This window comes from Mesorhizobium sp. GbtcB19 (assembly GCF_019091085.1).
Taxonomy (GTDB): domain Bacteria; phylum Pseudomonadota; class Alphaproteobacteria; order Rhizobiales; family Rhizobiaceae; genus Mesorhizobium.
Window position 1 is genome coordinate 122928 of sequence record NZ_JAGXJY010000009.1, and the last position, 23058, is coordinate 145985.

The 23058-nt window shown below is 63.6% G+C and carries 22 protein-coding genes; 14 read left to right on the forward strand and 8 right to left on the reverse strand.

Going from position 1 to position 23058, the window contains the following annotated elements; all coding sequences use genetic code 11:
- Positions 1-562 precede the first annotated feature (562 nt).
- From rpsT to KVT37_RS17330, 4 genes are all read right to left on the reverse strand, one after another.
- A complete protein-coding gene (gene rpsT, locus KVT37_RS17315; protein ID WP_040985913.1) occupies positions 563-829 on the reverse strand; it encodes a 30S ribosomal protein S20 in 267 nt (88 codons plus the stop codon).
- A 251-nt stretch (positions 830-1080) separates the two neighbouring features.
- A complete protein-coding gene (locus KVT37_RS17320; RefSeq protein WP_217575193.1) occupies positions 1081-1854 on the reverse strand; it encodes an enoyl-CoA hydratase in 774 nt (257 codons plus the stop codon).
- A 43-nt stretch (positions 1855-1897) separates the two neighbouring features.
- Positions 1898-2788: a bifunctional DNA-formamidopyrimidine glycosylase/DNA-(apurinic or apyrimidinic site) lyase gene (mutM, locus tag KVT37_RS17325; protein WP_217575195.1), complete on the reverse strand. Its 891-nt coding sequence runs from the start codon at positions 2786-2788 to the stop codon at positions 1898-1900.
- Positions 2772-4016, reverse strand: a complete 1245-nt coding sequence (locus KVT37_RS17330) for a phosphopentomutase (protein ID WP_217575197.1) — start codon at positions 4014-4016, stop codon at positions 2772-2774. Before KVT37_RS17330 ends, mutM begins: the two co-directional genes overlap by 17 nt.
- A gap of 160 nt (positions 4017-4176) precedes the next feature.
- On the opposite strand from KVT37_RS17330, the gene KVT37_RS17335 reads away from it, so the two are divergent.
- Entirely contained in the window at positions 4177-5088 is a 912-nt protein-coding gene (locus KVT37_RS17335; protein WP_217575199.1) for a phosphate/phosphite/phosphonate ABC transporter substrate-binding protein, read from the forward strand.
- Between the two features lie 4 nt (positions 5089-5092).
- Here KVT37_RS17335 and KVT37_RS17340 read toward each other — a convergent pair whose 3' ends face one another.
- From KVT37_RS17340 to KVT37_RS17350, 3 genes are all read right to left on the reverse strand, one after another.
- Positions 5093-5704, reverse strand: coding sequence for a TadE/TadG family type IV pilus assembly protein (locus tag KVT37_RS17340; RefSeq protein WP_217575201.1), 612 nt, complete (start codon positions 5702-5704; stop codon positions 5093-5095).
- Between the two features lie 39 nt (positions 5705-5743).
- Positions 5744-6337, reverse strand: coding sequence for a TadE/TadG family type IV pilus assembly protein (locus tag KVT37_RS17345; RefSeq protein ID WP_217575203.1), 594 nt, complete (start codon positions 6335-6337; stop codon positions 5744-5746).
- A gap of 143 nt (positions 6338-6480) precedes the next feature.
- A complete protein-coding gene (locus KVT37_RS17350) occupies positions 6481-6903 on the reverse strand; it encodes a pilus assembly protein N-terminal domain-containing protein (protein WP_217575205.1) in 423 nt (140 codons plus the stop codon).
- Between the two features lie 360 nt (positions 6904-7263).
- On the opposite strand from KVT37_RS17350, the gene KVT37_RS17355 reads away from it, so the two are divergent.
- The 9 genes from KVT37_RS17355 (at position 7264) to KVT37_RS17395 (ending at position 16504) form a co-directional block, all read left to right on the forward strand.
- Positions 7264-7443: a Flp family type IVb pilin gene (locus tag KVT37_RS17355; RefSeq protein WP_095765933.1), complete on the forward strand. Its 180-nt coding sequence runs from the start codon at positions 7264-7266 to the stop codon at positions 7441-7443.
- Positions 7444-7603: 160 nt separating this feature from the next.
- Positions 7604-8122, forward strand: a complete 519-nt coding sequence (locus KVT37_RS17360) for a prepilin peptidase (protein ID WP_217575207.1) — start codon at positions 7604-7606, stop codon at positions 8120-8122.
- A gap of 254 nt (positions 8123-8376) precedes the next feature.
- The gene (gene cpaB, locus KVT37_RS17365; protein WP_217575209.1) at positions 8377-9189 is read left to right on the forward strand and encodes a Flp pilus assembly protein CpaB; all 813 of its coding nucleotides are present in this window, start codon (positions 8377-8379) and stop codon (positions 9187-9189) included.
- Positions 9186-10721 carry a type II and III secretion system protein family protein gene (locus tag KVT37_RS17370; RefSeq protein ID WP_217575211.1) on the forward strand — a complete coding sequence of 512 codons (1536 nt, stop codon included), beginning with the start codon at positions 9186-9188 and terminating at the stop codon, positions 10719-10721. The genes cpaB and KVT37_RS17370 overlap by 4 nt, the downstream gene beginning before the upstream one ends.
- 14 nt (positions 10722-10735) lie before the next feature.
- Entirely contained in the window at positions 10736-11473 is a 738-nt protein-coding gene (locus KVT37_RS17375) for a CpaD family pilus assembly protein (protein WP_217575213.1), read from the forward strand.
- 39 nt (positions 11474-11512) lie between these two features.
- Positions 11513-12802: a CpaE family protein gene (locus KVT37_RS17380; protein WP_254634084.1), complete on the forward strand. Its 1290-nt coding sequence runs from the start codon at positions 11513-11515 to the stop codon at positions 12800-12802.
- Positions 12803-12832: 30 nt separating this feature from the next.
- Positions 12833-14329 carry a CpaF family protein gene (locus KVT37_RS17385; protein WP_217575215.1) on the forward strand — a complete coding sequence of 499 codons (1497 nt, stop codon included), beginning with the start codon at positions 12833-12835 and terminating at the stop codon, positions 14327-14329.
- A gap of 131 nt (positions 14330-14460) precedes the next feature.
- Complete coding sequence (locus KVT37_RS17390; protein WP_217575217.1) at positions 14461-15474, forward strand: type II secretion system F family protein; 1014 nt, start codon at positions 14461-14463, stop codon at positions 15472-15474.
- Positions 15475-15487: 13 nt separating this feature from the next.
- Positions 15488-16504: a type II secretion system F family protein gene (locus KVT37_RS17395; RefSeq protein WP_217575219.1), complete on the forward strand. Its 1017-nt coding sequence runs from the start codon at positions 15488-15490 to the stop codon at positions 16502-16504.
- A 92-nt stretch (positions 16505-16596) separates the two neighbouring features.
- Here the strand turns inward: KVT37_RS17395 and KVT37_RS17400 are convergent, their stop codons facing one another.
- Entirely contained in the window at positions 16597-17430 is an 834-nt protein-coding gene (locus KVT37_RS17400) for a tetratricopeptide repeat protein (RefSeq protein WP_217575221.1), read from the reverse strand.
- A 123-nt stretch (positions 17431-17553) separates the two neighbouring features.
- Between KVT37_RS17400 and KVT37_RS17405 the strand changes: the two genes are divergently transcribed.
- From KVT37_RS17405 to KVT37_RS17420, 4 genes are all read left to right on the forward strand, one after another.
- The gene (locus tag KVT37_RS17405) at positions 17554-18918 is read left to right on the forward strand and encodes a M17 family metallopeptidase (protein WP_217575223.1); all 1365 of its coding nucleotides are present in this window, start codon (positions 17554-17556) and stop codon (positions 18916-18918) included.
- A gap of 117 nt (positions 18919-19035) precedes the next feature.
- Entirely contained in the window at positions 19036-19386 is a 351-nt protein-coding gene (locus KVT37_RS17410; RefSeq protein ID WP_140782196.1) for a MarR family winged helix-turn-helix transcriptional regulator, read from the forward strand.
- 47 nt (positions 19387-19433) lie between these two features.
- Entirely contained in the window at positions 19434-20294 is an 861-nt protein-coding gene (locus tag KVT37_RS17415; protein WP_217575225.1) for an NlpC/P60 family protein, read from the forward strand.
- Between the two features lie 219 nt (positions 20295-20513).
- Positions 20514-23036, forward strand: coding sequence for a ligase-associated DNA damage response DEXH box helicase (locus KVT37_RS17420; protein ID WP_217575406.1), 2523 nt, complete (start codon positions 20514-20516; stop codon positions 23034-23036).
- Positions 23037-23058 lie beyond the last annotated feature (22 nt).

Sequence of the window (23058 nt, forward strand, 5' to 3'; positions counted from 1 at the left end):
AATTGCTCCACGTCATGAATTCTGCCATTTTGTGCTGGCCGATTCAGGCTGGGTCAGGGGCTAAAGCCCGTCCCTTCGATGCATGGACATTACCGAAATCGCTGTGGATAGGGCAAGGCCACGTCTAACGGTTTTTTAACGAATCTGGTTACCAGGCAGGGCTTGAAATCAGGTACCGCAACGGTACGTTTTGACAAAGCCATTGTGATTCAAACCCTTTTCCGGCGAATATGAAAAAGGCCGCCCGAAACGAAATATTCTGAAATAATTCTCTTGACAGCTACTTCTCCCCCGTCGCCCGACCACGCGTTGAACAAGCTGTGGACGACCGCCTGTAAGTCTTTGAAAAAAATGTAGATTTTCTGACAGGGGAATTTGGGCAGCTGCCGCGGCGGAGGCGCACAGATATAAGCGGCGCTGTATATGCCGGCAAAACATTACCGACATTGGAATCGCCTCATAAGTGCAGCTTGCGAGCAAACTTTTTAAGTACTTGCCGGCAAACGAAAAAACCCGGCCTGTACGGCCGGGTTCAGTATCGATGGAGGATAGAGGGAGTCGGTCAGGCCGACAGCGTCTTGACCCGCTGCGCCAGCCGCGAAACCTTGCGGGAAGCCGTGTTCTTGTGAACGACGCCCTTGGTGGCGGCACGCATCAATTCCGGCTCCGCAGCCTTGAAGGCTTCGACCGCCGCGGCCTTGTCGCCGGCGGCCAGCGCCTCTTCGACCTTGCGGACATAGGTGCGCACGCGCGAGCGACGGTTCTTGTTGACCGCGGCGCGGCGGGCGATCTTGCGCGTAGCCTTTTTGGCCGAGGAAGTGTTGGCCATGATGCCTCTCTTCTGATCTGGTGAACGCCAGCGATGTCGCAGGGCGCAAAAAACAAACGGGCAGCCACGGGGCCGCCTCGGTTGGTGCGGCTTATAGTTCAGCTTTTCCGGCGCGTCAACGCCGCTTTGCGGTCTTTTTGGAGAAGCTCCGGTGCATGCCGCGCAAAACTGCGCAGTGGTTTTGGGACAACGGCATGCATCAAGAAAAAGAGCTGAAATGCGTTGCTGTATCCACGTCCGCGCGAGGCACTTCAGCGATTGGTGAAATTGGGCTTCCGCTTCTCGACGAAGGCGGCCATGCCTTCTTTCTGGTCGTCGAGCGCGAACAGCGAATGGAACAGGCGGCGCTCGAAGCGCAGCCCCTCGGCGAGCGTCGTCTCGTAGGCGCGGTTGACGGCTTCCTTGGTCATCATCACCGAGGGCAGCGAGAACTCGGCGATCTTCGCCGCAGCCTTCAGCGCTTCCTCGGTGAGTTCGGCCGCCGGCACCACCCGCGAGACCAGTCCACAGCGCTCGGCTTCGGCGGCGTCCATCATCCGTCCGGTCAGGCACATGTCCATCGCCTTCGACTTGCCGACGAAGCGCGTCAGCCGCTGCGATCCGCCCATGCCAGGCATGACGCCGAGCGTGATTTCGGGCTGGCCGAACTTGGCGTTGTCGCCGGCGATGATGAAGTCGCACATCATGGCCAGCTCGCAGCCGCCGCCGAGTGCATAGCCCGCGACCGCCGCGATGATGGGCTTGCGCGCGCGCGTCAGTTCTTCCCAGCCGACGAAGAAGTCCTGCGTGTAGGCGTCGACGAAGGCGATCGCCTGCATTTCCTTGATATCGGCGCCGGCGGCGAAGGCTTTTTCCGAACCGGTAAGCACCATGGCGCCGATGCCGGCATCGGCGTTGAAAGCGTTCACCGCGGCCACGACTTCAGCCATCACCTGCGAATTGAGCGCATTGAGCGCCTTCGGCCGGTTCAGCGTGATCAGCCCGACCTTGCCGCGTGTCTCCGCGAGAATGGTTTCATAGGTCATGGCGTTATGTCTCCTCGCTTGTCTTGGACAAGACCGGTCTAGCTCACCGCTGACATGTCCGGCAATAGAAGGTCGAGCGCCCGCTTTGCACGATGCGTTCGATATGGCCACGGCAGCCCGGCTTCGGGCATGGCTCCCCCTCGCGATCGTAGACCGCGAAGGAATGCTGGAAATAGCCAAGCGATCCGTCGGCCTGGACATAGTCGCGAAGCGAGGAGCCTCCGGCGGCGATCGCGTCGGCGATGACCGAGCGTATCGCTTGCGCAAGGCGCTCGCTTTGCTCCTTTGCCTTCTTGGCCGATCCGGCGAGGGTGCCGGCTTCGCGCAACGGCGACAGGCCGGCCCGCCACAGGGCCTCCGCCACATATATATTGCCAAGCCCGGCGATCAGCCGCTGATCGAGCAGCGCCGCCTTGAGAGGCGATCTGCGATCCTTCAGCAGTGAGGCGAGCAGGGGACCGTCAAGCGCATTGCCGGTCGGCTCGATGCCGAGCCCCGCCAGCATCGGATGGGTGTCCGGCGCCCCTTCGGCAAACAGCATGAAGCCGAAGCGGCGCGGGTCGTTGAAGATGACGCGCGATCGCTCGCCTTTTTCCGAGACGACGTCGAACACGACATGGTCGTGCGCGGCGCTTTTCGAACGCTCGTGATGGAAGGTGCCGGGAGTGTCGCTGCTGCCTGCGGCTTCGACGCGGAACGATCCCGACATGCCCAGATGGCAGATCAGCACCGGACCGTTCTCTATATGCATCGTCAGATATTTGGCGCGCCGGCCAAGCGCCGTCACGATCTTGCCGGTTAGCCGTTGCGAAAAGTGCGCGGGAAAAGGAAAGCGAAGGTCGGGCCTGCGCGTCTCGACCTTGACGAGCCGCGCTCCTTCCAGCACCGGCTGCAGTCCGCGCCGGACGGTCTCGACTTCAGGCAGTTCTGGCATGGCCGCCTATCGTTGCAAGGAAGGAAGCGCCATGACGGCCAGGCGCCAGGCCGAGGTGATCCGCGACGGTCTCGCCGATATCGGCGAAGGTTGGCCGCAGCCCGATGTCGCCGCCCTTCAGCCCCGGCCCGATGCCGATCACAGGAACGCGCTCGCGGGTGTGGTCTGTGCCGCGCCAGGTCGGGTCGTTGCCGTGATCGGCGGTGAGGATGAGAAGATCGCCAGGCCTGAGGCGCGACAGCGCTTCCGGCAGCCGCCGATCGAACGCCTCGAGCGCGGCCGCATAGCCGGCGACGTCGCGCCGGTGGCCGAACTCGGTGTCGAAGTCGACGAAATTGGCGAAGACCAGGTCGCCTTCGCCGGTGTCGTCAATGGCGCCGAGCGCCTTGTCGAACATCGCCATGTTGCCGCCGGCCTTGCGCACCTCGGAGATGCCGCGATGGGCGAAGATGTCGCCGATCTTGCCGACGGCGATGACCTTGCTGCCGCGGCCGGTCAGCCGGTCGAGCAGGGTCTCCTCCGGCGGCGGCACCGCATAGTCCCGGCGGTTGTGGGTGCGCTGGAACGTGGCCGGCGTCTCGCCCACGAAGGGACGCGCGATCACCCGCCCGATCTTCAAGGGATCGACCAGCCGGCGCACCGTCAGGCAGAGCGCATGGAGCCTGTCGAGGCCGAAATGCGTTTCATGCGCGGCGATCTGCAACACGGAGTCGACCGAAGTATAACAAATCGGCTTGCTTGTGCGGATGTGCTCCTCACCGAAGCGCTCGATGATCTCGGTCCCCGGCGCATGGCAATTGCCGAGGATTCCCGGCACCTCGCCCTCGCGGATGATCGCCTCGGTCAGCTCGGCCGGAAACGCAGGCACCGTATCGGGAAAATAGCCCCAGTCGAAACGCACCGGCAGGCCCGCGATCTCCCAGTGGCCCGAGGGCGTGTCCTTGCCGCTCGACACTTCCTGGGCGGCGCCATGGAAGGCCGAGGCGATCAGCGGCGCCCGGTCGATGGCCAGTCCGGTCGCCGTCCTTGCCGCCCTGCCAAGCCCGAGCGACATCATATGGGGGACGGCGAGCGGCCCCTCGCGCAGACCTTCCCGGTTCGCGCGCCCTTCGGCACAGGCCTTAAAAATATGTCCGAACGTGTCGGCGCCGGCATCGCCATAACGTTCGGCGTCGGCCGCGCCGCCGATGCCGAAAGAATCGAGAACGAACAGGAAAGCGCGCGCCATGGGTATCATTGTTGTCAGTGTCGGCTGCCAGACATAAGGTCCGTCGGCGGCGTTGGCAAATCGGAAACCAAACCGCAACCGCTTCGCGCCATAGTTGCGGCGAGACGCGGATCCGGCGGGGGACAAGGCAAATATGGCGAGGCGCGGCAGAACCGCGGCAATGCAGGCCGCGAAACTATGCGCGGTCGCTTTCGCGGCGTTCGGCTGGGCCTCCTGGCCGGCGCACGCCGACTGGCGTGACGACATCGGCACGTTTCGCATCGGCATCGTCGCCGAGCCGGGCGGCGGCAACACCGTCCCGGGACTCGCGCGCCTGACGGACGCCTATGCCAATGCGCTCGGCATGAAGGTCGAGTTCGTCGTTGCCCGCGACTATGCGGCGCTGATCGAGGCGCAGGCGAGCGGGCGCGTGCAATACGCGGTCTATTCGGCACTCGCCTATGCCACGGCCTCGGAGCGCTGCGGCTGTGTCGAGCCGCTGGTCGCGCCGGTCGATGCCGACGGCGCCGTTGGCATCCGCTCCGTCCTGGTGACGCGCGACGGCAGGCTCCCCGACCTTGCCGCCATGCCTTCGCGCCGGATTGCGATAGCGCCGGCCGGAAATGTCGGCGGCGCGCTGCTGCCGCTGGCGGCATTGTCGGCCGAAGGCGTCAAGATCGCGCAGGATTCGCCCTTCCTGGCGCGCGCCGTCTCGGCCACGGCGGCTGAGACGATGCTGAGCGGCGGCGAGGCGGACGGTCTGTTCGGCTGGGAGCCGGCCGATGCCAATGGCCAGCCCACCCATACCGACGGCACGGTCGCGCGGCTGGAGGCTGCCGGCATCCCAGGCGCATCGCTTCGCGTGTTGTGGACTTCGGGCCTGTTGCGCTACGGCCCGCACGCCGTCCGCAGCGATCTCGATCCCGAGGCAAAGCGCCGGCTGACGGTTTTCCTGACCAATCTCAAGTCCCAGACGCCTGACGTGTACGATCTGCTGGAGCGGGCGCATTCCGGTGGCTTTGTGCCGGCCGCGTCGAAGGACTATGCGATGGCTCTGGCGATCGTGGAACGGGAAACTGCCGGAAAGGAATAGGCCGTCAGCAGTCGCTGCAGGGAATCGTCGGGCTCCGGCGCGGCCGCAGGTAATAGGTTTCGCTCATCGATATGTTGCTGAAAGCCGAGGTCAGCCCGAGCGTCTGCGAATTGCTGGCCGACCAGGTGATGATCGGTTTGTAACCGAGATCGCTTTCCACGCGGATGAGGAAGGTGTTGCGGATCTTCAGCGTCGCCGGCACCGTGGTTGTGGTGCCCGCGGCCGCGTCGGCGCTGTAGGTGCTGCCCACCACCTTGCGCGACCATGCCACCTGTACCTTCGGCGTCGCCTCGTCGGTTATCTGTATGGCGGTGACGATGATCGACGGCGTCGAACGGTTATAGGGCTGTAGCGTCGACGTGCCGATTTGCATGATGGCATCGAGGTTCGCCTTCACCACCGTCTGCTGTTGCGTGACGAGATCGGCCACCATGCTGCCGATGCGGCTCACCTTCTTGCTGGTCTCGATGGCCTGCGAGGCTTCCATCGTGATGAAATACATGATCAGCAGCACCGGCACGATAAAAGCGAACTCGATCGCCGCGACGCCGCGGCGGTCGCGGCAAAACCGCTCCACCTTCGCCGAAATCCCGCGCAGTGCCCCCGCACTAAACATAGTTTCCCTCCACGCCGCGGTCTTGGCCGCCGAGCAGTCTCAATTGTCGTCGAACGGTTCGTTCTGCCAGGTCACCGATGCGAAATGCAGCGTGTTGCCATTCTTCAGATTGGCCATCGACTTGGCGAGGAAATCGGTCATCACGGGCCATTTGTAGAACACCCGCAACATGTTGATGGATTCCGCCAATCCCGGCGAAACCGTGAAGCTCATCGAGTTGGTGCCCTGCACCAGCACGATGTCGCCGTCCACGATCTTGAAGCCGGCCGTAGCGGCGTCGGCGAAGCTCGGATACTCGCGCAGGTCCACCAGCAACCCCGGGCAATCCTGGGCCACCATGATCTCCAGCCTGCTGCAGATCAGCTGCTTGATGGAGGCTTCGGTGACGTTCGTCTTCTGCAGCTGTCCGGTCCGCAACTGGCGGGCGACATCGTCGGTGACGTTGGCCATCACCTCCTGGCCCGCGAACGAAATGCAGCTCTCGAGGATGGCGAAGACGAGAAGCGCGAACGGAATGGCCAGCATCGCAAATTCCATTGCCGTGCTGCCGCGCCTGTCGCTGAAGAAGCCTGGGCGGGATTTGGCGCGCGCCTTGCGGTCCGTGCCGCTGCCGGATGTGGCATCCTTGCTCATTTTATGTTCCTGCCGATCCCCATTTCGGTACCGGCGGCGAGGTTAGCGAAAACCCATTGAGTTCCGGTTTGGATGATCGTTAAATTCGCCGGGCAAGCCTTAAGCTGTCTTTAACGCCTGCGGGTTCCGCCCTCTCGGGAGGCTCAGTGCCCGGCGCTCATTTCGGATTCGGACGCCTTCTCGGCCTCGCTCTTGAACGCACTCTCGCAATAGGGCGTGCAGGACATGGTCTGGACCTCTGAGCGCCTGTAGATGCGCACGGAGGACGCAGCCTGCCGCACCACGGTCACCTGTTCATCGATGATCGGGCTGCCGTCGGAGTCGAGCACGACGATATTGGTGACACCAAAGCCCTTGCCGGTGAGGACGATGGTTGAGGCATCCTGCACCGAGGCATCGGCGATCGCCGGATTGCCGATGACGACCGTGTCGGCTCCGCGTGACAATTTGACGATCTTTGCCTGGTTCATGGTGACTTCTATGCCGGCGCCGGCGCTGGCCGGCATGACCAAGGCGGCAGTTGCCAGCAGCGCGGCGGCAGAAAACAGCGATCTCGGCAAGGTCATTGAGGCGCTCCGGGCGGGCAGATTCTTCAACGGAACATGAACGAGATTGGTGAACCAACGGTTAAACAGGGTCTGCCGATGATGAAGGATCGGCTTGCCCCATGCGTCATGCATCGATGGTACCCGCAGTTTTAGCAATATTGCGGGAGCCGCCGGTTTGCGCTGTTTTGCTGGGGTCGCAGGCTGGCCGGCAATGCTTAGGCGGCGGTTAACCACGCAACGCGTTCACCCCGGGAAAGGAATCGGTAAGGCTGTTTATTAAGCCGATTGAAAGGGCTTCTCCCTAGATTTGCAGCATCCGATCAACCCGCAAAGAGAAGTTGACGGAAGTGCTGTAACACGTGGAGTAGGAGCTCTCGAATGTCTAATCTCATTGCACGTTTTGTGAAGGACGAATCCGGCGCGACCGCTATCGAATACGGTCTGATCGCCGCTCTCATCGCGCTCGCCATCATGGTCGGCGCTACCCAGCTCGGCGGCGCGCTGAACGCCAAGTTCGCCAACATCGCCGCCACCCTCAACGGCGCCACGGCTCCGTAATAGGCTGCGTCATCGCGCCTTTCGACAGTAAGAAAAAAGGGCCGCCAGCTGGCGGCCCTTTTTCATGCGGTCGGCCGATTTTGATCGTCCCGCCTCATCGATCGTTAATCCGGCGCGCCTAGGATGCCGCTGGAAAACCTGCCACGGGCACGCCGCACCCATGCTTGAAGCCGTGATCTTCGTCGTCTTTCCCTTCTGCATGCTGTTTGCTGCGGTCTCGGACACCTTGTCGATGACCATCGCCAACCGCGTTCCCGTGCTCCTGGTGGCGACGTTCGCGCTTGTAGCGCCGCTCACCGGCATGGACTGGGCAACCTATGGCTGGCACTTCGCCGCGGGCGCCCTCGTGCTTGCGGTGACGTTCGGCCTTTTCGCGCTCGGCGGCATGGGCGGCGGCGACGCCAAACTGCTGGCCGCGACCGCTCTATGGATGGGCCTCAACATCAACCTGATCGGCTATCTGGTGACGTCGGCTTTCATCGGCGGCCTGTTGACAATCGCCATCCTTGCCTACCGGAAATCGCCGCTGGCCATGTATACCGGCCACAGCCGGTTTCTGCGCAATTTCGCCGACGAGAGCGTGGGTGTCCCATATGCCGTCGCGCTTGGCGCCGGCGGACTGATCACCTTCCCGGATTCGCCGCTGATGGTCTGGGCGCTGCAGAGGCTCACGACATAGAGCAATTCCAGGAAAAGTTTGAGCGGTTTTCCGTCCGGAATTGCGTCAAAACAAAAACGCTGACGACATCGATGTCGGCGATTGAAGGCGGCTTGGGCCGCCTTTTTTGTTAACGGCCGGGGCGTTCCATCTAATTTGAGTAAACCTTAAATTAATCACGATCGTAAGCATTGCATTAACCTTGTTTTGACGATTGCAGCTGCAAAGTCCGGCCTGGCGAGGTGGTTTGCCACGAGGCGAAGGGTTTCGGACGAATGCCAGCATCCCGATTGATTATTCTCAGCGTGGCTGCGGTCGCGGCGGGTGGCGCGGGCTATGTCGCGAAGAACATGGTCGTTGCGCCGCCGCCCCAGGTCATTGTCGATGCGCCCAAGCAGCCGGCGATCGCATTGCAGGACGTGCTGGTGCTTTCCGGCGACGTGGCGATGGGCAGCCAGCTCGGCACCAACATCAGTTGGGAAGAATGGCCGGCCGACGGCGTCAATGCCAATTTCATCACCCGCGCCGCCGAACCGGACGCGGTCGAGAAGCTCAAGGGCTCTGTCGCGCGCGTCGCCATGTATACGGGCGAGCCGCTGCGGCGCTCCAAGCTGGTCGGCGAGGGGCAGAGCTTCATGTCGTCGATCCTGCCTTCCGGGATGCGGGCCGTGGCGACCGCGATATCGGCCGATACGTCCGCCGGCGGCTTCATCCTGCCCAACGACTTCGTCGACGTCATCATGACCCGCCGCGCCGACACCGGCAATGGCGGCAGCGGCTTCAACACCTCGACGATCCTCAAGAACATCCGTGTGCTGGCCATCGACCAGACCATCCAGGAAGACGAGGAAGGCAAGAAGACCAGGGTCGGCCAGACCGCGACGCTGGAGCTGACGCCACAGCAGGCCGAGATCATCACGGTGGCGCAGCAGATGGCGGACCGGCTGACGCTGGCGCTGCGTCCGATCACCGACATCCATGAAAAGAGTACGGACGAAGCCGACTATCTGGTCAACGGCAGCGGCCGGCGCGGAACGGTTCGGCTGATCAAGTCGGGTGAGGTTTCCGAGGTGGGAGCAAGGAAATGAGGCTGAACGGTAAACTGCTCCCCTTCCTGGCGGCCGGCGCGATCGGCCTGTTCTTGCTCGGCACCAATGCTCCGGGACTGATCGAAGCCAAGGCCGCAAGCGCCGGCGTATCGGCTTCCGTGGCCACGCAGCGCGTCAAGCTCGGCCTCAACAAATCCGTCGTCATCGATCTGCCGAGCGACGCCTATGACATCCTTGTCGCGAACCCTGCGGTCGCCGATGCCGTGACCCGCACGGCGCGGCGCATCTATCTGTTCGGCAAGGCGGTCGGCGAGACCAATATCTTTGTGTTCGGCCCCAATGGCGAGCAGATCGTCAGCCTCGACCTGGCCGTCGAGCGCGACGTCGCCGGGCTGGAGGATTATCTGAAGCGCTTCATCCCGTCCTCGCAGATCAAGGTCGAGCTGCTGAACGACAACGTCGTCCTGACGGGCATGGTCGACACACCCCTCGATGCCAAGCGTGCCGTCGACCTGGCAACCATCTTCGTGTCCGGCGGTGAAGCGACGACGGGTCAATATTCGCAGACCGCGGCCGGCGGCTCGGTCAATGGCGGCGTCGACATCAACAACCCCGACCAGGAACGCCGGGTCTCGAAGATCGTCAACCTGTTGCAGATCATCGGCGACGATCAGGTGACGCTCAAGGTGACGGTCGCCGAAGTCAGCCGCTCCGTAATGAAGCAGCTCGGCGTCAACATGTTCGGTAGCGGCGAGAGCAACGGCATCAGCTGGAAGGCGACGGGCGACAACCCCGTGGGGCTCGGCAAGCCCCTCAGCAATTCGGGATTCAATATCAGCTCGTCCTCGCTTCAGGCCTATGTCAACGCCTTGGAACAGTCGGGTGTGATGAAGACGCTCGCCGAGCCGACTCTGACGGCGGTTTCAGGCGAGAAGGCAACGTTCAAGGTTGGCGGCGAATATAATATTGTCTCCAGCCAAAACATTACCGATCCGGACATCACCAAAGGCATCCCTTCGAAGCTGACTTACCAGCTCGACAAGGTCGAGTACGGCATCGGATTGGAATTTCAACCGGTCGTGCTGTCCGCCGGCCGCATAAGCCTGAAGGTCCGGACCGCGGTCTCCGAGCCGACGACCGAAGGTTCCGCCGCATTTTCGACGGGCCAAAAGGACGTTCCCGCCGCGAGCATGCTGTCTATTCGCAAGCGTCTCGCCGACACCACCGTCGAGCTTCCCTCCGGCGGCTCGATGATGATTGCGGGTCTTGTCCGCGACGATGTTCGGCAGGCTATCAGCCAATTTCCGGGCCTGGGCAAGATCCCTGTACTCGGCACGCTGTTCCGCAGCCGCGATTTCGTGCGCAACGAAAGCGAGCTCGTCATCATCATCACGCCCTATCTGACCCGGCCGGTGGCGCGCAACGACCTGGCCAAGCCGGATGACAACTTCAATGCGGCGAGCGACGGCGCCGGCATGTTCCTCGGCCGCGTCAACCGCGTCTACGGCACCATGCAGACCGACAGGCCGCCGGGCCGCTATCACGGCGTCGTCGGCTTCATCTACAAATGAGTGGGAATGCGGATATGTCCAAGTCAGCATCGAAGGTCATGACGGTCCGGACAGCATCCGGTATCACGAGGATCCGTCGGCAGGTGGTGCCGGCACTGGCGGTTATGCTTGCAGCATCGCTTGCCGGCTGCGCCAACTGGCATCGTGACAGCGTTACGGTCGGGGCGATACCGGACGATTACCGCACGACCCATCCGATCGTCATCGCCGAGAAGAACCAGAAGATCGACCTGCCGGTCGGCGCCGGCGATCGCGGCATGACGGGCGCGCAGCGCGACACGCTGCTTGGATTCCTCGACGGCTACGACAAAGGTGCCGCTCCGTCGCTGACCATCGCAATCCCGCGCGGCTCGGCCAATGAGGTGGCGGCGCTGGTGGCGGGTCGCGACTTCGCTCGGCTCGCCGTGGCCGCCGGCATCAAGCGCAACCGTATCGTCATGACATCCTATCAGTCGGATGTGCCGGAGGCCTCGGCGCCGGTGCGTGTCGCCTTCGTCGCGGTGCGGGCCCAGACCGACAAATGCGGCCGTTGGCCCGAGGACATGCTGGAGACGTCCGAGAACAAGCACTATGCCGATTTCGGCTGCTCCTATCAGAACAATCTCGCGGCCCAGGTGGCCAATCCCAACGACTTGCTGGGGCCGCGCAAGCAGACCGACATCGATGCCGAAAACCGCGGCGCGGTGATCGACCTTTATCGCGCGCGCGGCATTTCGAACGAGTTCCTCGGCAACTCGGAAGTGACTTACTGAGCCGCGCCGGACGACGAAGAGAGCAGTCACGGAAAGAGCATGACGATGAGCAATCTTGCCTACGACACGCCCGCGGAGACCGGCGACCTTTCGCAGCAGGACATCGCCGCCATGCAGGCGCTGCGTCCGGTGCCGCGCATTTCGATCCAGGCCTTCTGCGAGACCGAGGGTGTCGCCAACCCCGTGGAGCGCGCCGGCGAGGATCGCCGCATGGCCAAGGCCCATCTCAAGGTCCATATGGGCGGCGTCCCGACGGCGATCGAGTTCTACCAGTCCGCGCCGACACCGAACCTGATCCTGCTGGAATCGCGCAGCGAACCGCAGCAGCTGCTCGAACAACTCGGCCAGCTGGCGGAATATTGCGATCCGTCCTCCAAGGTCGTGGTCATCGGCCACTACAATGATGTCGGGCTGTACCGCGAGCTGATCCGTTCAGGAATTTCCGAATACGTCATCGCGCCGGTCTCGATGACCGACATCGTCAGCGTCGTGTCGTCGATCTTCGTCGATCCGGAATCGGAGCCGATCGGCCGCTCGATCGCCTTCATCGGCGCCAAGGGCGGCGTCGGCTCCTCTACCATCGCCCACAATGTCGCCTGGGCGATGTCGTCGCTGTTCAAATCGGAAGTCGTCATCGCCGATCTCGATCTCGCTTTCGGCACGGCCAACATCAATTTCGACCAGGACCCGGCGCAAGGCATCGCCGAGGCCGTGTTTTCGCCCGAGCGGGTCGACGAGGTCTATCTCGATCGCCTGCTCGCGCAATGCGCCGAACATCTGTCGCTGCTCGCTGCCCCTTCCACGCTCGAGCGCGTCTATGATTTCGACGCCGAGGCCTTCTCGCAGATCATCGAGACGGCGCAGCGCAGCGCGCCTCTGCTTGTGCTCGATATGCCGCATGTCTGGAGCGGGTGGACGAAGAGCACGCTGATCAAAGCCGACGAGATCGTCATCACCGCCACGCCCGAACTGGCAAATCTTCGCAACACCAAGAACATGGTCGACATGCTGAAGCGGCTGCGTCCGAACGATCCGCCGCCGAAGCTGATCATCAACCAGGCGGGGGTGCCGAAGCGGCCGGAGATCGCGGCTGCCGATTTCGCCGAACCGCTTGGCATCACGCCGATGGCGGTGATCAACTTCGAACCGCTGCTGTTCGGCAATGCCGCCAACAACGGCCGCATGCTGAGCGAAATGGACGCCAAGAACCCGGTCGTCGCCACCATCAATGAAATCGCGCATGTGCTGACCGGACGCAGCGAAATCAAGGCAAAGAAGAAGGCAGGCCTGGGCTCGATCCTCGGCAAGCTCTCGCGCAACAAGAAGTGACGCTGATTGAGCGGCATCGGGTAGTCGATCATGTTTGGTAAACGAGGCAAAGACGACGGCAACCGGGCGACGCCCGAATTCCGTCCGCCAGCTGCTCCCGCCGCTCCCGCTCCAACCGGAACGATGACGGCCGAGCGGCCGGCAGCGCCCGCATCCAGCGCGCCAGCCGCCCCACCGACCCGCCGTCCGGTCGAGGCGCCGCCGATGGCGCCCGAGCCGCCGAGACGGGTCCAGCGTGAGCGCTCGGAGACCTACTACGACACCAAGAGCCAGGTTTTTTCCGCGCTCATCGATACGATCGACCTGTCGCAACTCGCCAAGCTCGATCCCGAAACCGCGCGCGAGGAAATCCGCGACATCGTCAACGACATCATCGCGATCAAGAACTTCGCGATGTCGATCTCCGAGCAGGAGGAATTGCTCGAGGACATCTGCAATGACGTTCTGGGCTATGGACCGCTGGAGCCCTTGCTTGCCCGCGACGACATCGCCGACATCATGGTCAACGGCTCCAAGAACGTCTACATCGAAGTCAACGGCAGGGTCGAACAGACCGGCGTCCGTTTCCGTGACAACCAGCAGCTGCTCAACATCTGTCAGCGTATCGTCAGCCAGGTCGGCCGCCGCGTCGATGAATCGAGCCCGATCTGCGACGCGCGCCTTCCCGACGGCTCGCGCGTCAACGTCATCGCGCCGCCGCTGTCGATCGACGGCACCGCGCTCACCATCCGCAAATTCAAGAAGGACAAGCTGACGCTCGACCAACTGGTCAAGTTCGGCGCCATCTCGCCGCAGGGCGCCGAGATCCTCAAGATCATCGGTCGCGTCCGCTGCAACGTCGTCATTTCGGGCGGCACCGGCTCCGGCAAGACGACGCTGCTCAACTGCCTGACCAACTACATCGACCGCGAGGAACGCGTCATCACCTGCGAGGATTCGGCCGAGCTGCAGCTGCAGCAACCGCACGTGGTCCGTCTCGAAACCCGGCCGCCCAATCTTGAGGGCGAGGGCGAGGTGACCATGCGCGACCTGGTCAAGAACTGCCTGCGCATGCGCCCCGAGCGGATCATCGTCGGCGAAGTGCGCGGACCGGAAGTGTTCGACCTTCTGCAGGCGATGAACACCGGTCACGACGGTTCCATGGGAACGATCCACTCCAACAGCCCGCGCGAATGCCTCAACCGTATCGAATCGATGATCGCGATGGGCGGCTATTCGCTGCCGCAGCGCACGGTGCGTGAGATCGTCGTCGGCTCGATCGACGTGATCATCCAGGCCGCCCGCCTGCGCGACGGCTCGCGCCGCATCACCCACATCACCGAGGTGGTGGGCATGGAAGGCGACGTCATCATCACCCAGGATCTTGTCCTCTATAACATCAAGGGCGAGGACTCGGCCGGCCGGCTGGTCGGCGAGCATGTGTCGACAGGCATCGGCCGCCCGCATTTCTGGGACCGTGCTCGCTACTATGGCGAGGAGCAGCGCCTCGCCAATGCGCTCGAGGCCATGGAGAAGCGAGCTGATTGATGCATATGGAGGTTGGAAGCAAATCCAGGAAAAGTGTGAGGCGGTTTTCCGTCCGGAATTGCGTCAATACAAAGAGATAGGGCGGTTCGCCGTTTCTTGCGAACGGCGTATTGCCCTAGGGGCTTCGGTCGATGTTCGGAATTGACACCACCGTACTGGCGTTTGTCGTGCTCGCCGGCTTCAGTGCCGGCGCGGTGGCCTATGCTTTCCTGTTCACACGCATCGACAACGAGAAGCAGGCCGGCAAGCGGCTTCAGACCATCAAGACCGCCGAAACCGACCGATCCGTGGTGAAAGCCACGCGCGACCGCGCCGCGGAAGCGGTCAAGCGGCGCAAGAGTGTGCAGGACTCGCTCAAGCAGCTCGACGAGAAGCAGAAGGCCAACGATCTCAACGTCAAGAAACCGCCGCTGAAGGTCCAGATCCGCCAGGCCGGCATGAAGGTTTCGATCGAACGCTTCTATATGTATTCCGCTGTTTGCGGCCTCGTGCTCACGGCCCTTCTCTTTTTCATAGGCGCGCCGTTGTGGGCTCTGCCCGGCGCCTTGCTGGCCGGTGGCCTCGGCCTGCCGCGCTGGTTCGTCTCGTTTCGCCGCTCACGCCGCGTCAAGGCCTTCCTGGAAGAATTTCCGAACGCGCTCGACATCATTGTGCGCGCGGTCAAGTCCGGCCTGCCGCTCAATGACGCGATCCGCCTGATCGCCAACGAGTCGCCCGAGCCGGTCCGGTCCGAGTTCCGCCGCATCGTCGATTCCCAGCAGATGGGCCTGTCTGTGCCCGACGCGGCCATGCGCATGTCCGAGACCATGCCTTGCACCGAGGCGGGCTTCTTCGGCATCGTCATCCAGATCCAGTCGCAGGCTGGCGGCAACCTGTCCGAGGCGCTGGGCAATCTTTCGCGCGTCCTACGCGACCGCAAGAAGATGAAGGCCAAGGTCCAGGCGCTGTCGATGGAAGCCAAGGCATCCGCCATCATCATCGGCGCCTTGCCTTTCGTCGTCGCCTTCCTCGTCTATCTGTCGAGCCCGAATTACATCATGCCGCTGTTCACCACCAGCGTCGGCCACCTGATCCTGGGCTGTTCGGGCGTCTGGATGTCGATCGGCATCCTGGTGATGCGCAAGATGATGAACTTCGAAGTGTAGGGGCGCGGATCCAGTGACAGAACAGGTCATCAAGACACTCACCGACCCTTCCTTCCTGATCGCGATGCTGGTTGCCATCGCCGTGTTCGCGACCGTCTTCACGCTCATGCCGGCGCTCGGCGGCACGTCGCTCAAGTCGCGCATGAAGAGCGTCGCGCTCGAACGCGACAAACTGCGCGCCGAGCAGCGTGCGCGGCTGGCCAACGAGGCCGACCGCCGCCGCAAGGGGCTGCGCGAGGAACAGTCGATCGGCATGCGCAACATTGTCGACCGGCTGGACCTGAGGCGCGCGCTTGCCGACGAAAGCACGATCCAGAAGCTCAAGGTCGCGGGTTTTCGCGGCCAGAACCCGCTGACGCGCTTCCTGTTCTTCCGCCTCGTGCTGCCATTCGTCGGCTTTGCACTGGCGGCCATCTACCTGTTCGTGCTCGGCGGTCTGCCGCAGCAGCCGGCCTTCATCAAGCTGTTCGTCTGCGTCGTCGTCGCCTATGGCGGCTTCTACGCGCCGATCCTCTACGTCAACAACCGGGCGACCAAGCGCAAGCAGTCGATCCAGCTGGCGTGGCCGGACGCGCTCGACCTGATGCTGATCTGCGTGGAATCCGGCATGTCGGTGGAAGCGGCCTTGCGCAGGGTCGCCGATGAAATCGGCGCGCAGTCGGTGCCGCTTGCCGAAGAATTCGTGCTCACCAACGCCGAGCTGTCCTATCTGCAGGATCGCAAGGTCGCCTATGAAAACCTGGCAAGCCGCACCGGCCTGGAATCGGTGAAGTCGGTTTCCCAGGCCCTGGTCCAGGCCGAACGCTACGGCACGCCGGTGGCGCACGCGCTGCGCGTGCTCGCCTCGGAAAGCCGTGACATGCGCATGAATGCGGCCGAGAAGAAGGCGGCGGCACTTCCGCCGAAGCTCACCGTGCCGATGATCCTGTTTTTCCTGCCGGTTCTGTTCGCGATCATTCTGGGCCCTGCCGGCATCCAGGTCAGCCAGCGCGGCATCTTCGGCGACCAGCATAGTTCCTCGAGCCAGTAAGCCGTCGGTTCGCCTAATCAAAAAGCCGCGCGGGGTTCGCGCGGCTTTTTGATTTTCGGCAGCGGTGGGCGCCGTCGCCAGCGCCACCACGGTCAGTTCGTGGCGACTTTCGCCTTGTCTTTGTTCTTGTCCTGATCCTTCAGCTGGTTCCAGGCGTTCTGCTGGGCAAGCATCTGGCGCAGATAGGCGACGTTGGCCTGCGCCTGCTCGGGCGACAGTTCCTGCGAGGCGATCTTCTCGGCCTCGTCGAAGCGGCCCTGCAGGCCCACCACCAACGCCAGGTTCTGCCGCACCCGGCTGTCGGCGCCGGGCTGTTGCGCGGCCGAGCGCATATAGGTTTCGGCCGTGCGCAGGTCGCCTTCGAGCACATAGGACATGCCGAGATTGGACAGCACCGAAGGCTCGTTCGGCTTGAGCTCCAGCGCCTTGCGGTAGTCCTGCCGCGCCTCGTCCTTCTGTCCCATCTGGTCGAGAATCGCGGCTTCCGCCGACACCAGCTTCCAGTCGGGATATTCGGGCGTCTGCGCGCGGCGCACGGCGTCGAGCGCCGGCTCGAACTGGCCGTTGGCGGCAAGCGCCTTGCCATAGGCGGCAAGCACGTCGCGATCCTTGGGATAGGCGATCGCCAGCTTGCGTATAACCGCCAGCGACTGGTCGGCATCGCCGTCCATCTGCAGCGCCGCCGCGAAATTGATCGCCAGGCGCTTGTCGTTCGGGTTGCGGGCATAGGATTGGCCGAGCCTGGACGTTGCGGTGTGCAAGTCGTCTGCCGACATCGTTTCCAGCGGCTTGCTGTCGGAACGCGAGATGGAGCCGGTGGTGAATTTGCTGGTGCTGCCGCAGCCCGCGACGCTGGCCGCCAGTACCGCCATGAACGCGGTGGTGATCAGACGCTTGGCTGTAACGTTCGAGGCTGTGGTAGGCATCTGCGCCTAGTCTCCATTCCTGTGCGGCCATTGCCTAGCCGTCTTCCCTCCCGCAGAAATATTCTGTTAACCCTAACGGACCGTTAAGAAGCGCCGACTCGTCGTTCGGCCGGAGATCATCGCATGCCTGTCGAACTCGTCGAACAAAAGCCGGAAGCCGCCTTGCCCGTCTATCTGGTCGCCAAGGATGCCCTTGAAGCCACGGCCTTGCCGCCGCCAGCCATCGCCTGGGCAAGAGCCAACGGGTTTTCCGGCGAGGCGGGGCGCACGCTGGTGTTGCCGGGCGAGGGCGGTGGCCTTGCCGGCGCATTGTTCGGCACGGGCGACGGCGAAAGCGCTTTAGCCCTCGGCGCGCTCGCAAGGGCGCTGCCGGAAGGCGACTGGCATTTTGCGTCGGATTTGCGCCAGCCCGATCTGGCCGCGCTCGCGCTTGTCCTCGGCGGCTATGTCTTCACCCGCTACGGCAAGAAGCCTGGCAAGGCCTTGCGTTTTGCGCTTCCGGAAGGCGCCGACGCCGCGCATCTCGGCCGCATCGCCGACAGCGTGTTCCTGGCGCGCGACCTCGTCAACACGCCGACCAGCGACCTGGGGCCGGTCGAGTTGGAGGAAGCCGCCCGGCAACTGGCGGCCGCCCATGGCGCCGAAATCTCCGTGATCCATGGTGACGATCTTCTGGTGCGGAATTTCCCGATGATCCACGCCGTCGGCCGCGCTTCCACCGGCGCGCCGCGGCTGATCGACATGATTTGGGGGCCAGGCGACGCGCCGAAGGTGACGCTGGTCGGCAAGGGTGTCTGCTTCGACACCGGTGGCCTCGACATCAAGCCGTCCTCGGGCATGCTTCTGATGAAGAAGGACATGGGCGGCGCCGCCAACGTGCTGGGCCTCGCTTCGATGATCATGGCGGCGAAGATGAATGTCCGGCTGCGCGTGCTCATCCCCGCCGTCGAGAATTCGATCGCCGGCAATGCCTTCCGGCCCGGCGACGTGCTGAGGAGCCGCAAGGGCATCACCGTCGAGATCGGCAATACGGATGCCGAAGGCAGGCTGATCCTGGCCGACGCGCTGGCGCTGGCCGATGAAGAGCAGCCCGCTTTGCTGATCGACATGGCGACGCTGACCGGCGCCGCGCGCGTCGCGCTGGGACCGGACCTGCCGCCTTTCTACACCGCCGACGAGACGCTCGCCGCCGATCTGGCCGCTGCGTCCCAGGCGGTCGAGGATCCGCTGTGGCGCATGCCGCTGTGGCGTCCCTACGATGCGAAGCTTTCCTCCAAGATCGCCGACATCAACAACACCACCACCGACGGTTTTGCCGGATCGATCACCGCAGCACTCTTCCTCAAGCGCTTCGTCGAGAAGACCCACAGCTGGGCGCATTTCGACATCTTTGCCTGGAATCCTTCTGATCGCCCTTACGGCCTGACTGGCGGTGAGGCGCAGGGCATTCGCGCGCTGGAGAGCATAATTACGCGGCGATTTGCCTGAGCAATTCCAGGAAAAGTGCGTAGCGGTTTTCCGTCTGGAATTGCGTCAAAACAAAGAGATTGGCTGCCCGCCCGCCACTGAAACGGAACCGAAACAATTTGCCGGCATGCTTGGGCGATGTCGATCTCGATGCGCCCGAGCCAGGCCTTGCGACTGTGGCAGCAGGTGATGCTGGCGCAGGTGCGCGACGGCGCGCCGGACCTCACCATGCGCCAGACCGCGATCCTGTTCACCATCTATCTCGATCCGCCGCCCCATACGGTGCGCGGGCTGGCGGCCAAGCTCAACGTCACCAAGCCGGTCATCACCCGCGCGCTCGACACGATGGGCGCGTTGAAGCTGGTCTCGCGCCACCGCGACGAGCTCGACAAGCGCAACGTGCTGATCAGGCGCACGGTGGAAGGCGCGCTCTTTGTCGAGCGCTTCGGCGATGGTATCGTCGCCAGGGCGCATGAGCTGCCGATCTGACCTCATTGCTGCCATCTGATCTCATTGCTGATGACTGGATTATCGATTTGACCGCCAGGGATGCCCGCCTTCATGCCTTCCGCTCCGACCTTGCCGATGCAAGGCTGAAGGGCGAGGTCACTGCCGAGCGCTTCGTCGCCGGCCGTCCGGCGCGCATCACGGCGTCGGTCGCCGACCTGCGCAAGGCGCCGCGCCCCGATGCGGGCGTGAACACGCAGGCGCTGTTCGGCGACGACGTCCTTGTCTTCGAGGATACGGAAGGCTGGGCCTGGGTGCAGGCCGAGCGCGACGGCTATGTCGGCTATGTGGCTGACAATCTTGTCGGCGCGCGCGAGCATGCGCCCACGCACATCGTTTCCGTGCCGCGCACCTTCCTCTATCCCGGACCGGATCTGCGCTTCCCGATAAGCGGGCAGCTGTCGATGGGCTCGACCGTGGCGGTGACCGGCTCGGCCGAAACGCGCGGCACGCATTATGCGTTGCTGCCATCCGGCCAGGCGATGATCGCCGGCCATTTGCGGCCGATCGCCGAACTGGCCGACGACTATGTCACCGTCGCCGAAAGCTTCCTCGGCACGCCCTATCTGTGGGGCGGCGTCTCCGGCTTCGGCATCGACTGTTCCGGCCTTGTGCAACTGGCGATGCGCATGACCGGCAAGGATGTGCTGCGCGATTCCGACATGCAGGCGGCATCGATCGGCACGCCAATCGAGCCGGGTCCGGACTATTCAGGACTTCAACGCGGCGACCTCGTCTTCTGGAAAGGCCATGTGGCGATCATGACTGACGCAAAAGACATGATCCACGCCAACGGCCACACCATGCTGGTCTCACGCGAAGGGCTGAAAGAGGCGGTCCAGCGTATCGGCTATCTCTATGGTGGGCCGACGGGGTTCAGGAGACCGTAGCGCCAGCTTCCCCTTCTCCCCTTGTGGGAGAAGGTGTCGCCGAAGGCGACGGATGAGGGGTGCTCCAGGGAGAGCCGACGTCTCACTCCGCCCCTCATCCGTCTTGCAGCTTCGCGGCAATCCACCTTCTCCCACAAGGGGAGAAGGAAAAGGGCGCCTTGATCCCCTTTTGTTCCGATTTTCCTTGGCGATTTCGTGCCGCCGCGCTACCTCTTGCGCGTGACCGAGCAGCCGCGCCTTGCCGAACAGAATGCCGCCGTCCTGCTGCCTGAGCCATTCGTCAAATGGTTCGGCGAAAAGGGCTGGTCGCCCCGCGTCCACCAACTCGAGCTGCTGGCGAAGGCTAAAAGCGGACAATCGGTGCTGCTGATCGCGCCGACCGGCGCCGGCAAGACGCTGGCCGGCTTCCTGCCCTCGCTCACCGAGCTGGCCAACCGGCCGAAGCGCAAGCCGGGCCAGGCGCATCGCGGCATCCACACGCTTTACATCTCGCCGCTGAAAGCGCTGGCCGTCGACATCGAGCGCAATCTCGGCAAGCCGGTCGAGGAGATCGGCCTCCCCGTCACCATCGAGACCCGCACCGGCGACACGCCATCGCACAAGCGCCAACGGCAGAAACTTGTGCCGCCCGACATCCTGCTCACCACGCCCGAGCAACTCGCCTTGCTGATCGCCTCGAACGACGCAAAACGCTTCTTCGAGGATCTGCGCTATGTCGTACTCGACGAATTGCATTCATTGGTCACCTCGAAGCGCGGCCATCTTTTGGCGCTTGGCCTGGCGCGGCTGCGCGCCTTCATTCCCAGGCTGCAGACCATAGGCCTGTCGGCGACGGTCGCCGAGCCAGATGAGTTGCGGCGCTGGCTGGTTGCGCAGAACCCGCCCGGCGACATGGCTGGGCTGATCACTGTTGCCGGCGGCGCCAAGCCCGACATCTCGATCCTCGACTCGCGCGAGCGCGTGCCGTGGTCTGGCCATTCGGCCCGCTACGCCATCCCGGAAATCTACGAGGCGATCAAGGAGCACCGCACCACGCTGCTCTTCGTCAACACCCGCAGCCAGGCGGAGCTTTTGTTCCAGGAGCTGTGGCGGGCCAACGAAGACTCGCTCCCGATCGCTTTGCATCACGGCTCGCTCGATGTCGGTCAGCGCCGCCGAGTCGAGAAGGCGATGGCCGACAATGCGCTGCGTGCCATCGTCGCCACCTCGACGCTCGATCTCGGCATCGACTGGGGCGACGTCGACCTGGTGGTGCATGTCGGCGCGCCGAAAGGCGCCAGCCGCCTGGCGCAGCGCATCGGCCGCGCCAACCACCGCATGGACGAGCCGTCGAAGGCGATCCTCATCCCCGCCAATCGCTTCGAGGTGTTGGAATGCCGCGCCGCCCTCGACGCCAATTATCTTGGCGCGCAGGACACGCCGCCTTTGATCAAGGGCGCGCTCGACGTGCTGTCGCAGCACGTGCTGGGCGTCGCCTGCGGCGGGCCGTTCGACGCCGATCTCCTATTCGAGGAAGTGCGCGGTGCCGCCCCTTATGCCGCGCTGGAGCGCGAAACCTTCGACCGTGTCGTCGACTTCGTCGCCAGCGGCGGCTACGCGCTGAAGAACTACGAGCGCTATGCCCGCATCCGCCGCAACAAGGACGGGCTGTGGCGCATCTCGCATCCGAGCGTCGCGCAGCAATATAGGCTGAATGTCGGCACCATCGTCGAGATGCCGGAACTCAACATCCGGTATGTCAGGCAAGGGCGCGGTATGGCCGGCCGCGGCGGGCCGGTGCTCGGCAAGATCGAGGAGTATTTCGCCGAGACGCTGCGTCCCGGCGACAATTTCCTCTTCGCCGGCAAGGTGCTGCGCTTCGAGGGTATTCGCGAGAACGAGTGCGTCGTCTCCAACGGCGCCGGCGCCAACATCATCGTGCCGTCCTATGCCGGCGGCAAGTTTCCGCTCTCGACCTATCTCGCCGAACAGGTGCGCGGCATGCTGGCCGACAGCGATCGCTGGAAGCTCCTTCCCGAACAGGTGGCCGACTGGCTTCGGATCCAGCAGGAGAAATCGGTTCTGCCGAAGCGCGGCGACCTCCTGGTCGAGACATTTCCGCGCGGCAACCGCCATTACATGGTCGCCTATCCCTTCGAGGGCCGGCTGGCGCACCAGACGCTAGGCATGCTTTTGACCCGCCGGCTGGAGCGCGCGCATGCGAGGCCACTCGGCTTCGTCGCCACCGACTATTCACTGGCGGTGTGGGCGCTGGACGATATGGCGGCGCTGTTCAAGGCGAGGAAGCCGTCGCTCGGCCAGCTCTTCGACGAGGACATGCTGGGTGACGATCTGGAGGACTGGCTGAACGAGAGCTGGATGCTGAAGCGCACTTTTCGCACTTGCGCCGTCATCGCCGGATTGATCGAGAAGCGTTTCCCGGGCCAGGAGAAGAGCGGCAGGCAGGTGACGGTCTCGGCCGACCTGATCTATGACGTGCTGCGCAGCCATGAGCCGGACCATATCCTGCTGCAGGCAACCCGCGCCGATGCCTCGGCCGGCTTGCTCGATGTCAGCAGACTTGGCGAGATGCTCTCGCGTGTGCGCGGTCGAATCATGCATAAGCATCTCGACCAGATCTCGCCGCTGGCGGTGCCGGTGATGCTGGAGATCGGCAAGGAATCGGTCAATGGCGGCGCCAACGACACGCTGTTGATGGAAGCCGCCGATCTGGTCGAGGAAGCCATGGGCGACCGGACGTGACGAACTGAGAGGCCAGGAGGGG

What these genes read in the sequence shown, in the direction of transcription:
- rpsT (WP_040985913.1), bottom strand. Translation starts at nt 829, where the DNA reads ATGGCCAACACTTCCTCGGCCAAAAAGGCTACGCGCAAGATCGCCCGC.
- KVT37_RS17320 (WP_217575193.1), bottom strand. Translation starts at nt 1,854, where the DNA reads ATGACCTATGAAACCATTCTCGCGGAGACACGCGGCAAGGTCGGGCTG.
- mutM (WP_217575195.1), bottom strand. Translation starts at nt 2,788, where the DNA reads ATGCCAGAACTGCCTGAAGTCGAGACCGTCCGGCGCGGACTGCAGCCG.
- KVT37_RS17330 (WP_217575197.1), bottom strand. Translation starts at nt 4,016, where the DNA reads ATGGCGCGCGCTTTCCTGTTCGTTCTCGATTCTTTCGGCATCGGCGGC.
- KVT37_RS17335 (WP_217575199.1), top strand. Translation starts at nt 4,177, where the DNA reads ATGCAGGCCGCGAAACTATGCGCGGTCGCTTTCGCGGCGTTCGGCTGG.
- KVT37_RS17340 (WP_217575201.1), bottom strand. Translation starts at nt 5,704, where the DNA reads ATGTTTAGTGCGGGGGCACTGCGCGGGATTTCGGCGAAGGTGGAGCGG.
- KVT37_RS17345 (WP_217575203.1), bottom strand. Translation starts at nt 6,337, where the DNA reads ATGAGCAAGGATGCCACATCCGGCAGCGGCACGGACCGCAAGGCGCGC.
- KVT37_RS17350 (WP_217575205.1), bottom strand. Translation starts at nt 6,903, where the DNA reads ATGACCTTGCCGAGATCGCTGTTTTCTGCCGCCGCGCTGCTGGCAACT.
- KVT37_RS17355 (WP_095765933.1), top strand. Translation starts at nt 7,264, where the DNA reads ATGTCTAATCTCATTGCACGTTTTGTGAAGGACGAATCCGGCGCGACC.
- KVT37_RS17360 (WP_217575207.1), top strand. Translation starts at nt 7,604, where the DNA reads ATGCTTGAAGCCGTGATCTTCGTCGTCTTTCCCTTCTGCATGCTGTTT.
- cpaB (WP_217575209.1), top strand. Translation starts at nt 8,377, where the DNA reads ATGCCAGCATCCCGATTGATTATTCTCAGCGTGGCTGCGGTCGCGGCG.
- KVT37_RS17370 (WP_217575211.1), top strand. Translation starts at nt 9,186, where the DNA reads ATGAGGCTGAACGGTAAACTGCTCCCCTTCCTGGCGGCCGGCGCGATC.
- KVT37_RS17375 (WP_217575213.1), top strand. Translation starts at nt 10,736, where the DNA reads ATGTCCAAGTCAGCATCGAAGGTCATGACGGTCCGGACAGCATCCGGT.
- KVT37_RS17380 (WP_254634084.1), top strand. Translation starts at nt 11,513, where the DNA reads ATGACGATGAGCAATCTTGCCTACGACACGCCCGCGGAGACCGGCGAC.
- KVT37_RS17385 (WP_217575215.1), top strand. Translation starts at nt 12,833, where the DNA reads ATGTTTGGTAAACGAGGCAAAGACGACGGCAACCGGGCGACGCCCGAA.
- KVT37_RS17390 (WP_217575217.1), top strand. Translation starts at nt 14,461, where the DNA reads ATGTTCGGAATTGACACCACCGTACTGGCGTTTGTCGTGCTCGCCGGC.
- KVT37_RS17400 (WP_217575221.1), bottom strand. Translation starts at nt 17,430, where the DNA reads ATGCCTACCACAGCCTCGAACGTTACAGCCAAGCGTCTGATCACCACC.
- KVT37_RS17405 (WP_217575223.1), top strand. Translation starts at nt 17,554, where the DNA reads ATGCCTGTCGAACTCGTCGAACAAAAGCCGGAAGCCGCCTTGCCCGTC.
- KVT37_RS17410 (WP_140782196.1), top strand. Translation starts at nt 19,036, where the DNA reads ATGTCGATCTCGATGCGCCCGAGCCAGGCCTTGCGACTGTGGCAGCAG.